The organism is Companilactobacillus nodensis DSM 19682 = JCM 14932 = NBRC 107160 (genome assembly GCF_000615905.1).
GTDB classification, from domain to species: domain Bacteria; phylum Bacillota; class Bacilli; order Lactobacillales; family Lactobacillaceae; genus Companilactobacillus; species Companilactobacillus nodensis.
The window spans coordinates 1-13,315 of record NZ_BAMN01000037.1; the positions used below are offsets into that span (position 1 = coordinate 1).

Below are 13,315 nucleotides of genomic sequence, written 5' to 3' on the forward strand. Positions count from 1 at the left end.
GACAAAACACGTATAAAAATCATCCTTATTGATTAAATAAATTTATTAAGTAATATATGCTTAAAATCATCTACTAATTTCACTTTAAATGTCACTAACATGAGCACATATACAACAATACCAATAATAATTTCTATAATTAACATGAACCATGATATAGGCAACAAGATATCAATGATTTTAACAACTAAAAACATTATTATTCCTGAAATTAGATATTTTGACAAATCTTTAAATATTTTTTCATAATCAATTTGATCACGAATCGAATATAATTGGTATGTCGAAACCGTAAATTCAGATACAACTGTCGCCACTGACGCGCCTACTGCACCAAATAATTTTATTAATGGAAAAATCACAACTAAATTGACTATTGCCCCCAAAACGACAGCAATTGTATAAGCTTTTACTTGTTTAGTTGGTAAAAGATATTGAGATCCAATAGCATTACCCCATGCTATGAATATAATAGCAATTGATTCTATTGACATTATTGGAATGACTTCTAAAAATTTAGATGTAAAAAATAAAGGAACAAACTTAGAATCGACAGCTACTAAACCAAATGCCATTGGTACAGCAGATACTGAAACAAAGGAAAATCCCTTATACAAATACATTACCGTTTTTTTAAATTTCCCTTTTGAAAATGCATTTGCAACATGTGGGAGCATAACCGTACCCATTGCGGTAACAACGGCTAATGCCATTCTTACAATTTTATCCGATTGATCAAAATATCCTGACGCTTGGACTGATACTAGTAATCCAAGTACCGTTTTATTAAGAACTGTATATATCTGTATTGCTACCTGGGGTAAAAACAATGATAAAGAGGGAAGAAAATGCTGCCAAATATGTATATCCTTAATTGATATATTTCCTAAATACTTATTTAAACTAGGAAATAAAGTTAAATTACCTACCAACAATGACAATGATAATATCAAAATGTATACTGTTAAATCTTTATAAGATTTAACAAACAAAAAGATACTTCCTAAAGTAATGATTTTTACTATTAGATTTCTCAAAACTGTAATCATAAAGTTTTCCATACCCATAAAAAACCACGATATATCGAATGCAGCCGCTATAATGGAAAATGATTGTGCTAAAAAATATATACGATATTTATTATTTGAATTTATAAAAATAGCAAAAACAAAACATGACACTGAAATTGTAATAATTCTTAATAAGAATATCTCAAAAAAAGTCTTAGTAAGCTTATTCTTATCATCTCGAACAAAAGCAATTTGCCTATTACCATAAAGGTCTATTCCAATACTCCCTAAAATAATAAAATACTGTGTAATAGAACTTGTATATGAGTTTACTCCGACACCTCTAGGCCCCAGTACCCTCGCCAGATAAGGTGTAGTAATTAAAGGAACAAGCAAAATGAACACCTGATAAGAAGCATTATAAAGATAATTTTTTAAAACCTTCAATTAATTTTTCCTCAAATCTTTATAATTTTAACTAATTCATGAATGGCTTCTTAAAGAAACACTATATGAACATCACAAACATTATTAATCGACTACATTATCAGAACTAATTACATGACAAACTTTTATTATAATTCTCTTTTAACGATTTGAAGTGCAGCCATAATAGTTTGATCCATATTATAGTAACGGTACTGTCCCAATCGCCCACCAAAAACCACATTAGGTTGTTCTTTTTTTGCCATTTTTACATATTGCGAATAAAGAACCTTATTATTTTTATCGTTAATTGGATAATACGGTTCACAACCTCTGTGCCATTTTTGAGGAAATTCCTTAGTTACAACTGTCATATTTTTATTACCTTTACCAAATTCAAAATGCTTATGTTCTATGATTCTAGTAAATTTTGTTTCTGAATCCGTATAATTAACTACCGCATTTCCTTGATAATTATTTTGATTCAAAACTCTTGTATCAAATTTCAAACTACGATATTCTAATTCACCCAATTTATAATCAAAGAATTGATCTATCATACCTGTGAAGATTATTTTACAATTAGAATTTAAATATTCATTTCTATGATCAAAAAAGTCAGTATTTAACTTGACATCTATCAATTTACTATCTAACATTTTTTCAATTATTGGAGTATATCCCCCAATGGGAATCCCTTGATATGTATCGTTAAAATAATTATTATCGTATGTAAATCTAACTGGCAACCTTCTAATTATAAATGCTGGAAGATTCTTAGCAGACTTTCCCCATTGCTTTTCTGTATAACCCTTAACCAGCTTTTTGTAAACATCTATTCCTACTAATGAAATTGCCTGTTCTTCAAGATTACTTGGATTATTATTTATATTTAATTCTTTTTTCTGACTTTCAATTTTACTTTTAGCATCTTCAGGTTTAATGACTCCCCATAATTTATTAAAAGTATTCATATTAAATGGTAAATTATAAATTTCATCTTTATAATTTGCTATTGGACTATTAATATAGTTGTTAAAATCAGAAAAATTATTTATATAGGTCCATATATCCTTATTATTCGTATGAAAAATATGTGCACCATACTCATGAACTTGAATGCCTTCAATCTCTTTTGTATATATATTTCCACCAACGTGATTACGTTTTTCCAAAACTACTACATTGTGTCCTCTTTTGGCCGCCTCATGTGCAAAGACAGATCCAAATAGACCAGATCCAACGACTACATATTTCATTAGATTATATTTACCCTTCTAAAAAATATATTACAAATCATATTTTCTTATTAAATAACTGCTTATCCTACAATTTAGACACAGACATACAAAAATTATTTTATATTTTATTCTAAGTTTTAATTTATTACATTTTATAAAGTTAACAATACTTTCACTATCATTAATGACGTCTTCATTTTTAATAGCAGTAATCAAATAGGTCATATAAATATTAACCAAGTGACTGGTAAACCCCGCATACTGTTCAGGAAAATATTTACTGACTATTTTGCCAACTGCTTGTCCAGCCTTAACCCAACTATACGCAGATTCGGTCGATAACGATCTACTTATACTATTATGATTGTCATTCTTATAAATATATAACTTTTTATTGACATAAATAATTTTATCAATTAGTAAAATATATTTGGAACAGAAAAGTAGATCTTCCCACATTTTAAATTTTGTGTTAAATTCAAGATTATTTTTTTTTATAATTGATGAAACAAAAAGCTTATTCCACAGATATCCATTCACTTTTATATTGGATACCTGGACATCTAGCACGGATTTAATACCATCTATCTTATTTAGATTTTCAGTAATGAGTGACGAAGCATTGTTAGCTCCAACAGATATATCATTAGTATAGTAATCAAAAAAAACTAATTGGTATCCCTTTTCAATAGCTGTTACTGCCGTACTAATACAATCTTTAAGCATTAAATCATCAGAATCCATAAAATACATATATTTACCATTAGCATGAGCGATTCCCACATTTCTGGCTGATGATGCTCCCTTGTTACTCTGTCTAAAGAAAAATATATTATCAAACTTATTTGCATATAACTGACATTTCTTAAAGCTTTCGTCATCAGACCCATCATCTATTAAAATAATTTCTATATTTGGATAGCTCTGATTTAAAACACTCTTAATACAAGAAATAATATAATTTTCTGCCTGATATACAGGAATAATAACACTAACTAAAGAACTCATTATTATCCTCCATTAAGTACGTATCAAATGAAAGTCTTCGAAGTAAAAAGTCAAAAACATACAAACCAATTATAAAATAAATCCCGGACCTCGAGAAAATCATTTCAAACATCTTATTTGAGAAAAAGGAAAAAAGAATTGCAAATGACAAATATGAATAATAAATAACCTTAAAATTGACTGGACCTTTGGAATTCTTAAATTTAGCGTTGTTATAACAGATTTGACAAAAACAACCTAAAAGAAACATCACAAAATATGTTCCAACATATCCAAAATCATTTACCAATGGCATAAATAATGTGTAAACATTCCCTAAACCAGTATTAAAGATCCAATTATAATCATATAAATTTACAATCTGAAAAGTATCGTTTCCTGTAACCTTATAAAGCCATTTATAAGTATCGGCAAAAGTTTGTGATCCAAATATTTGTCTATTTTGTCTATTTGACGTTATAAAAAGTTCCAAGTTTTTTACTGGTGCACCAACATAACTAGAAATTGTATCTGAAACATTAACATTAGCTAAATTTCTTCCTTGTAAAGTTGATAGTACCATGAAACCTAACATAATTAATAAAATTGCCAAAGCAAATTCAATAATACTTTTTATACTAATTTTTTGTATTTCGGAGAAATCATCATTCTTTAAAAATAAATACAGAATCATAAAAGCAACTAAATACATAAAGAAAGACGTCTTAGTTCCAGTAAGTAAAGATCCAATTATCCCTACGAATAAATTTAAATACAGAATAATTGATATATTCAAATGATAATTATGCCCTTTCAGCAATAAAAATAATAAATAATAAATACCAGAAGTATTAATTATTTGACCCACATTTAAAATACCAGGCAAACCAGAAACAGTACCAGATTGAGTTAGCGAATAATACCCACCAATTGCATCCGACAATCCTGACAAGCTAATACCTAATCCCATTACATTACATATATATATAATAATTGAGAGATATAAAATCAACTGTAAAATAAGGTAGAAAAATAATCTTGAAGAAGAGATTGAAATAATCTCTTTTGAAACTTGTACATCATCATGTAGAATAATGGGCTTTACAAGATTTATTGCAAAGCACCCTAATATAAAAGAAAGTATCCCAACAACAATTAATGTAACAGTACTATTGTTGTTAAAATACCAACTATTTTTATTAAGGAAAACATCAAATGAAGATACGAAAAAAGCAACTGATAATAAAAATGATGGAGCAGCTATCTCCCCTTTAAAAAGTACTATAGACAATACAATGAGTACAAAACAGAGTAGAACTAAAATTAACGCCATTTTAGTTTGTCACCTTCCTCAACATATCAAAAATCTTCTTATAATCCATTTTAAATTTTAAAAGTTGCTTTAAAAATCCAACTTTCCATTGAGAATTATATAAATCAGTCCTTAGAACTTTTAAATGGAATAAATAATACAAAATAGATTTTGGATTTGCTAAAAAAACTTTTGTTCCATTATTAAAAAAGTCAAATTTTCCAAATAATGATACATCATATAGAGATGGGATTACACCAACTCTATATAAATTAGAAAACATAGTTTCTCTATCATGTCCTATAAAAATGGCCGTACAACTATTATAAAAATCAAAATTGAACTTTAACGCTCCGGCTTGAATAGACTTGACTCGTTCTACTTCTTTTCCGTTATTAATATACTCATATTGATACCTTTCAACCTCTATTCTGTTGTCATTTCTTATATATTTTTTTACTGAGCCTGCTTGTTCCAAAAAAAGGGTTTCAAATAACCCAACAAATGGTCTTTCCAAATCGTCAGAGGCGTTGTTCATTGCATCAAATGCATACCCTTTTGCATTTAATTTGTTTTTCTTTAAATTATCTAATGATTTACTAGTTAAACCTATATAGTAACCATATATATTATTAGTAATATTCATTTTGTCTAAAGTTTTGATCAATGAATTTTGCATTGACCCACCCCATCCAATGTCAACAATTGCGGTCTTTTTTATTGAAATTAAATTTCTTTAAATATTTTTCCAAGGTTTCAAGTTCATTTGCAGAATTAACAAAAATATCATCCTTAATACTTTTGAAAAATTCTTTAAATTTAGTATTATTTATTAGAGTTTCTCTTTTAAGATTAGTTGTTAGCTCAAATCCATATAATAATAATTTCTTTGAATATTTTTCTGGATCTAATCCCCAGCTATCTAAAATCTGCGTTGGATTAGTCAAATTAGGAACCGTCAAAACATTCAACATATCTGAATAATCCATTGAATAATCATATGTCGGAACACGTAAGCTTCTTCTAGATGCTTACAAAATACCTTGCTTTAATATCACTTTTATCACTAACTTGGTCGTACACCTTTTTCATAATATATCCGTCCCGAGCCATGAAAAGCACTTGATCAAATTTAGACTTTTTTAAATCATCCCGTAACCAATCTATAAATCCATAAAGTAATGGTCCAAAACATTGATATCCAAAATTATAATAAGACGACTTTGAATCAATATGATTATTTATAAAGCTCATTAAGTAATCATGGTTTACTTGATTAGAAAACATATATTTAAAACTTTCTTTACTTCTATTTTTATATGTTGGGATTTTAATTGACTTAATATGTGCTTTTTTTGCTCCAATATAATCGGCTCTCATTGAATTGCCAATATGAATAATGCTTCGATAGTCGATTCCATGATTACTCAATATCTTTTCGAACAGTCCACCGTTTGATTTAACACTATTTTCTTCATTTGAAATAATAAGTTCATCGTATCCATAAATTTGGTTATTACTCAATATAGATTCTATTGTATGTCTAGGTAAATACATATCCGTGATAATCAAAACATTCTTATGTTTTACACAATAATTAAAAAAATCAATTATGTCCTTATTAATAACACATTCTTCAATTTCCACTTGGCATTCCACTTTTTTTACTATCTCATGGTTTGGAATGTAAGATAACTCAGAATATATATCATCCAAATTAACTTCATTACCATTTGTTGATTGGCGTGCCATCTCTTCTGCTTTTACTCGTTTATTCTTAAAATCTGATATACCAGTTCTAGAACCAACAATATTAAAAATATCTGACGGTTTTGGAACATCTCGTTTAACGAGTGTGTCAAAAATATCAAATGACACATATTTGTATTTTTCGATTATTTTATACATTTCTTTATAATTATTAACGGTAGAATAATTATCTATCTGATTATGAACACATTCTTTTAGCATAGAGTCCTCTACTTTACCTTAATAGCTTTATTAACTGATTGTGCTTTAAATTTGTAGAAAAAAGATGTCATATGTATTTTAACGAATCCCAAAATTTTACCAGTTATTAAACAAGTTGTGTATAGATGATATTTCAATGGGAAATTAGCTAATTCTAAAATTTTAGAATCAAATAATCCATTCTTTACTGCAATGTTACTAATATCGTCGTTTAAAATATTCTTAATAGTTTTCCTCTTGTAAGGTAAATTATTAATAGATATTTCTTGTATGCACTGGACAAGTCTTGCTGCATAATATCCGTATAAAACATTCATTATATTAGGATCACTAATTCCCCAATAGCCATATATATCTAAAATATGAGTAAATTGTTCTCTTCTTTTTTCATACAATAAACCATCAAAAACCGTTGTGGTTTCAGAACCAGCCCTAGATCTAAAAAAATGATATCCGGATATTGAACTGATAGATACACTGTTGATATTTTTCAAAACTTCCAGATTAAAGTGCAAATCATCCCACTTCAAATTTGGAAATCTTATGTTATTTTCCTTTATATAATTCGTCTTGTATAATTTATTCCAAGGTACTGCAACCATCATATTATTAAAATAATTATGTATGTTTTCTCTAACAGATTTATAATTATTAAAATTAACAGAATTTACACTTGTTTGAAATGAATGGCTTTCATTATTTTCGAAATATTCTATTACAAAACCACTAATTGTAAGATCAGCATTACTCTTTATTGCACACTTATACAAATTTTCAAGATAATTAGGTTCTAACCAATCATCAGAATCTGGAAAATAAAGATATTTCCCTTCAGCCATATCAATTCCAATATTTCTAGCGCTCGGAGCTCCTCCATTTTCTTTATGAACAACTTTAATTCTTGAATCTATTTTTTTATATTCATCAGCAATTATACCTGACTTATCAGGCGATCCATCATCCACAATAATTAACTCATAATCACGTAAGGTTTGATTTAAAATGCTTTCTAAACACTTACTTAAATAATTCTGCACATTATAAACTGGTGTAATAATAGAAATTTTTACCACAAAATATTTCCTCTCTAACTCACTAATAATTTAATAAGCCCCATTTGGAAACAAGAACACACCAACAGTTCTAAACAGAATATAAACATCATAACTGGCACTACGATGATTGATGTAATCAAGATCCAAACGAACCATTTCCTCAAATCCAACATCATTACGGCCACTTATCTGCCACAAACCGGTACATCCTGGTTTAACGGTTAGGCGTTGTTTGTCGTAACTTGAATATTTTTTTACTTCATCAGGCAATGGTGGACGTGGTCCAACCAAACTCATCTCGCCTGTTAATACGTTCATTAATTGTGGCAACTCATCAATGCTATATTTGCGAATGAATCGGCCCACTTTGGTAACACGTGGATCGTTCTTCATCTTAAACATGGCGCCTTCGATTTCGTTCTTATCCAATAATTTTTGTTTTAGCTTTTCAGCATTGACCACCATTGAACGAAACTTGTACATTTCAAACGGCTCTTGCCTTTTCCCCAAGCGAGTTTGAGTATAGAATACTGGTCCTCGTGGATCTTCAATTTTTATTGCTATAGCTACTATCAAGAACAACGGTGATAGTAATACTAAGCCGATTAAACTGGCAACGAAATCAAATATTCGCTTAACACTTCGATATACGTAACGACGCTGTTGATACTTAGTATCAACCCGTCCATCCCAATACTCCATTCCTAATTTCCCCCTGTAAATAAACATATAATCAGATGACTGGCATCACCTAAAATAACCCAAAGAACTTTTTCTTTTTAATATCTGAAACTCTCTTAATATCACCAATCTCAACATCGTCCCCATTCAAGATGTTCTTGGCGTTTTGATTGAATCTCTCAGCTGTTTTGACATCCACCTGTTCTGACAATCGATCGAATGCTTCACGCATCGTGAATCGACGTCCTTCAAAGTTATGAGCATCAGATGCAAAGACAAATCCCAAATTTGCCTTTATTATTTTTTCAGTCAGTGTCTGAACGTTCTTGCCAAACACTCCTAAGTAACTGCTGCTAGTCAGTTGTGTCAGGCACCCCATCTCAACGAATGAGAATAGTCGATCAGGGTCCTTCTGGAATCCCTGATTCCGTTCTGGATGTGCCAACACTGGTGTAATTCCACGTGACGTCAGTTCAAATATCATATTTTCAGCGTATTCAGGTACTTCGTTGTGTGGAAACTCCAATAATAGGTATCTGTTGCCTGAATCCATGAACAGGATGTCATCATCAAAAATTGCTTTTAACAAGTCACCTGTCAGATGAACTTCTTGTCCCGGGAATACTTTCAACGGTATCTCGTGATCGATCAGATCTTGTTGGAAGGCTCCGGTATGCTTGATGACATCGAGCTTATGATTCGTATAATGACTGTCCATATGATGCGGCGTTAACAGAATATGACTTATTCCTTGATTCACAGCTGCCTCAGCCATCTGAAGAGCCATAGTTCTATCCTTGGCACCGTCGTCTACTCCTGGCAATATGTGGCAATGTAAGTCAATTAACTTCATTTATGCTTATCCGCTCCATAATATCCACCGTAGTAACCGCCATAATAACTGCCGCCGTAATAGCCACCAGACTTCTGTTCAGTTACTCGGTTCATAATTGCGCCTAAGATATTAGCGTTGACTGTTTTCAATGCTTCCTTGGCGTGTAATACTCCGGCTTTATCCGCAATTCCTTGTGGAACTACTAAGATAGTGCCATCTACTCGTGCTGCTAGAACTTGTGCATCAGTAACTGTATTAACTGGTGGTGCATCAAGTATCAGTAGGTCGAACTTATCCATCAATCTAACCAACAAGTCTTGGGTACGCATGCTTCCAAGTAACTCGGCTGGATTAGGTGGAACTGGTCCACTGGTAATAACGTATAACCCATCGACAACAGTCTCTTGGACGATTTCTTCTAAGGTCGCATTACCTAACAAGTAATTAGACAATCCTTTCCGATTGCTAACGCTAAAGGTCTTGTGAACTGTTGGACGACGAAGATCGGCATCCACTAAGATAACTTTTGAACCTTGGTCAGCCCAAGTTACCGCCATGTTGTTACTGATAGTCGATTTACCTTCTGAAGGATCAGATGAGGTGAACAGTAGTGACTTCAACTTCTTATCAACTGATGAGAATTGAATATTGGTCCTGACTGTCTTGAATTGTTCGGAGATCATCCCTTTAGGATCAGTGTATGTTACAAGACCGATACCATATTTCAAACTGGTATTATCGATCTTGTGCTTCTTGTGACTAAAAATATTAAATGCCATCGTCTACACTCTCCTTTGACTAGTCTGTGCCGCAAAACTAGGATTATCTGAGCCATGAAGTTCTTTTTTGTGATGAATACGCTTCTTGACTTCTTCAGGAGCAATTTCGTTGATGATACCCAAGTTAGTAAGTCCAAGTTCGTCAGTTAAGAACTTCTCTGACGTTACGGTCGTATCAGTTATTTCACGAATGAAGGCAAATCCGATACCAAGTAATAATCCTACGACAATACCAGCCAACAAATTCAGTGTCTTTCTCGGACTGACTGGATTCTTATTGATTGAAGCTGGTGAAACGATCGAAACATTATTGATACTCATGATCTTGCCGACTTTTTTCTTAAACGTCTTAGCGGTCAAGTTGGCTATTTCAGCTGCCGTGTATGGGTCAGTTGCCTTGACTGTTACGGAAAAGACTTGTGAGTTCTGTTGACTGCTTACTGAGATCTCATTCTTCAAGGCACTCATTGAACCAGGATACCCAGGATAATTATTAACTTCCTTATCCACTGTCTTCAAAACAGTTGGACTCGTAATAATGTCCTTATAAGTGTTGATCATCTGCACGTCAGCTTGAGTTTGTTGCAACTGTGCTGCCTGCATTTCGGAAGATAACTTCCTATTAACTAGTAATTGTGTTGTTGCTTGGTATTTTGGTGCCATTACGAAGAAGGTAACGAACGCTACCGCCAATGTAACGACAAAAGTTGTCCCCAAAATCATTCTTATATGTTTACGAAGTATGGCAAGTATTTGCATCATACTTATCGTTTGTTCTGACCCCACTGAAATCCTCCGATATAACAATAACTATTGCTATTTGATTAAGAATACTATCATCAAAAAGGTGTTTACACAACGCCAATTTTGACATAATGTCAACACAAGATAATTTATACTTTTAATGAAATATACAATATTAAATTTATTTTTCTACTGGACATATAATATTATACATATTCCAGCTCACTTTTTGTACCCAATAAACAATTTAATATAATTTTACAGTTATACAAATTACTTAAATCTTATCACAATATACAAACGGAATAAGCATTGTTATAAAAATGTAACTATAAAAATTTTACTTATTTAATATTAATTTAGTATTGTGTGCATAATGCTTATACAATCCTGAATAACGTCCACGATATTCGGACCTCCATGGTTTGTCACGACCACAGAAGTGTAAGACGACGGTATGGTCGATCACCCAATCAAGATTCCATAATCCTCCACCAAGTGCCTGATAGATCGTACTCATTCTGGCATCGTAGTTATATATTTCATCAGGTATCTTCTTGAACTGATGACCGTATAAACCGTTCAGAACATCTTGATCAGGTAAAAACAATGTTAACTGGTTGGCTTTAATATAATTGAAGATATCCTCGGCATGGACTTGTTCACGTATCATTGGCAGGTTCATCAGCATGACACCAGAGTTGTAATAGCTCTCTGCCTCATAATTTCCTAGGCGCAGCTTGTTGATAGAATCAGTCACATCGTTGGCTAATGCAGCATGGCTGGCAGCCGCATACATGTTACCGTCGAAGTCTAGTTCATATAATGGAAGCAAATTATTAATAACTAGAATATCGACATCCAAATAAAGTATTCTATCCAAATCTTTAGGCAGATACTTATGTGCTAATAATCGATAATAAATCGTTGCCGGATAACGGTCAGTTGTCGGTGCATCCTTGAACTCATCACCGATCATAACTGGATGATATTCGATGTCAGTTTTGTCGCAGAAAGTTGTGATTTTTTCAGTCTGTTTGAGCTTGGACTTTTGGATCACATAAATATCTAATGGCACATTGGTGTATTAACTTGAATTGAGTGCAGTGTCGTCAATAATTGGTCAACCACATTGTCGTCGATTGCGAATAATAAGTTCATGGTAGTCCCCCTCGTTATGTTATTAATGTTATTGTATCATTGCTATATATTAAATTATGAGGTGAATTCCATGATCAAACCTATCAATCGTGACACGACACTGTTGTCACAAAAATCCGTCCCTGCTACTAAAAAAGATACTGAAATTATTACTAATTTAATGGACACGCTTGAATTTCATAAGGAACACTGTGTCGGTATGGCTGCTAATATGATTGGTGAAAACAAACGTATTCTGGTGTTCCAACTCGGCATGATTCCTATTCCTATGGTCAATCCTGTGATCACTAAGAAATCTGGAAAGTATACGGTCGAAGAAGGCTGCTTGTCATTGGATGGAGAACGCTCTGCTGTCCGTTATAAAGATATTGAGGTTAAGTACCAGGATGCTAGTTTTGTTTCGCATACGCAGACATTTACTGGCTTCATCGCTGAAATTATTCAGCATGAGATGGATCATTTTGAGGGTGTGTTGATCTAAAAAATCCTCACTTACAAAAGTGAGGATCAAACATTCTATTCAAATTTATTCTCTTTCAAAACACGACTATAAAAATCAATTTCCTTAAATGCACTATCTAATCTTTCCGCAAAATGCTCAGTATTCTCATCTGCCGAATTCAACGTTCCATCTTCATTGAAGTTATTATCCGCAAACCACAACAGCACTGGTTCTGGCAATACGATCATCTTCAACATTTGTAAGATGGCAACGAATGAATTAGCTGCAACGATACCGCCATCACTGAAGTGTGAATATGCAATGACTTTAACCGGCTTGCGGGCTGTCTCTGGTCCAACTAGATCCAGCGCATTCTTCAAGCCACCGGGAATCGCACGATCATATTCTGGTGTGAGGATGACGTAGCCATCTTGTGCTTCCAAAGCATCCAACCACTTACCTTCAACGGTATTCAAATCGTGGATGTGTTCCTCAAGTGGTGTTTCTTCGTGATCATACATTGGCATCTCGTAGTCACGTAAGTCAAGCCATGTATATTCAATATCCGCATTACTATTCATTGTGGATTGTAGGTACTTGAAGATCTTACCGCCTAAAGGTTTTGTTCGTGTACTCCCTTGGATGATACCGATTTTAGTAGTCAAATTGTT

The 13,315-nt window shown here is 32.3% G+C and carries 14 protein-coding genes and 1 pseudogene; 1 reads left to right on the top strand and 14 read right to left on the bottom strand.

Features of this window, described 5'->3' with window-relative positions:
• Positions 1 to 32: 32 nt before the first annotated feature.
• The 13 genes and pseudogenes from JCM14932_RS13470 to JCM14932_RS15710 form a co-directional block, all read right to left on the bottom strand.
• The gene (locus JCM14932_RS13470) at positions 33 to 1,457 is read right to left on the bottom strand and encodes an oligosaccharide flippase family protein (RefSeq protein WP_025025320.1); all 1,425 of its coding nucleotides are present in this window, start codon (positions 1,455 to 1,457) and stop codon (positions 33 to 35) included.
• 128 nt (positions 1,458 to 1,585) lie between these two features.
• On the bottom strand, positions 1,586 to 2,695 hold the full coding sequence (gene glf / locus JCM14932_RS13475) for a UDP-galactopyranose mutase (RefSeq protein WP_025025321.1): 1,110 nt from the start codon (positions 2,693 to 2,695) through the stop codon (positions 1,586 to 1,588).
• A gap of 30 nt (positions 2,696 to 2,725) precedes the next feature.
• A complete protein-coding gene (locus JCM14932_RS13480; RefSeq protein ID WP_025025322.1) occupies positions 2,726 to 3,685 on the bottom strand; it encodes a glycosyltransferase family 2 protein in 960 nt (319 codons plus the stop codon).
• The gene (locus JCM14932_RS13485; protein WP_025025323.1) at positions 3,669 to 4,997 is read right to left on the bottom strand and encodes an O-antigen polymerase; all 1,329 of its coding nucleotides are present in this window, start codon (positions 4,995 to 4,997) and stop codon (positions 3,669 to 3,671) included. Before JCM14932_RS13485 ends, JCM14932_RS13480 begins: the two co-directional genes overlap by 17 nt.
• A gap of 1 nt (position 4,998) precedes the next feature.
• On the bottom strand, positions 4,999 to 5,655 hold the full coding sequence (locus JCM14932_RS13490; RefSeq protein WP_025025324.1) for a hypothetical protein: 657 nt from the start codon (positions 5,653 to 5,655) through the stop codon (positions 4,999 to 5,001).
• Positions 5,656 to 5,674: 19 nt separating this feature from the next.
• A complete protein-coding gene (locus JCM14932_RS13495; protein WP_025025325.1) occupies positions 5,675 to 5,965 on the bottom strand; it encodes a hypothetical protein in 291 nt (96 codons plus the stop codon).
• 34 nt (positions 5,966 to 5,999) lie between these two features.
• Complete coding sequence (locus tag JCM14932_RS13500) at positions 6,000 to 6,947, bottom strand: hypothetical protein (protein WP_025025326.1); 948 nt, start codon at positions 6,945 to 6,947, stop codon at positions 6,000 to 6,002.
• 8 nt (positions 6,948 to 6,955) lie between these two features.
• Positions 6,956 to 8,020, bottom strand: coding sequence for a glycosyltransferase family 2 protein (locus JCM14932_RS16180; RefSeq protein WP_025025327.1), 1,065 nt, complete (start codon positions 8,018 to 8,020; stop codon positions 6,956 to 6,958).
• A 30-nt stretch (positions 8,021 to 8,050) separates the two neighbouring features.
• Positions 8,051 to 8,704, bottom strand: coding sequence for a sugar transferase (locus tag JCM14932_RS13510; RefSeq protein WP_025025328.1), 654 nt, complete (start codon positions 8,702 to 8,704; stop codon positions 8,051 to 8,053).
• Between the two features lie 49 nt (positions 8,705 to 8,753).
• Entirely contained in the window at positions 8,754 to 9,536 is a 783-nt protein-coding gene (locus JCM14932_RS13515; protein WP_025025329.1) for a tyrosine-protein phosphatase, read from the bottom strand.
• Entirely contained in the window at positions 9,533 to 10,297 is a 765-nt protein-coding gene (locus JCM14932_RS16675; RefSeq protein WP_034543526.1) for a CpsD/CapB family tyrosine-protein kinase, read from the bottom strand. Before JCM14932_RS16675 ends, JCM14932_RS13515 begins: the two co-directional genes overlap by 4 nt.
• A 3-nt stretch (positions 10,298 to 10,300) precedes the next feature.
• A complete protein-coding gene (locus JCM14932_RS16680) occupies positions 10,301 to 11,059 on the bottom strand; it encodes a YveK family protein (protein WP_082609508.1) in 759 nt (252 codons plus the stop codon).
• A 322-nt stretch (positions 11,060 to 11,381) separates the two neighbouring features.
• A pseudogene (locus tag JCM14932_RS15710) lies at positions 11,382 to 12,202 on the bottom strand (glycosyltransferase family 8 protein).
• A gap of 70 nt (positions 12,203 to 12,272) precedes the next feature.
• On the opposite strand from JCM14932_RS15710, the gene JCM14932_RS13535 reads away from it, so the two are divergent.
• A complete protein-coding gene (locus tag JCM14932_RS13535) occupies positions 12,273 to 12,683 on the top strand; it encodes a peptide deformylase (RefSeq protein ID WP_025025332.1) in 411 nt (136 codons plus the stop codon).
• Between the two features lie 35 nt (positions 12,684 to 12,718).
• Here JCM14932_RS13535 and JCM14932_RS13540 read toward each other — a convergent pair.
• The coding region (locus JCM14932_RS13540) for an NADPH-dependent FMN reductase (RefSeq protein WP_369342907.1) at positions 12,719 to 13,315 on the bottom strand (597 nt) is incomplete at its 5' end.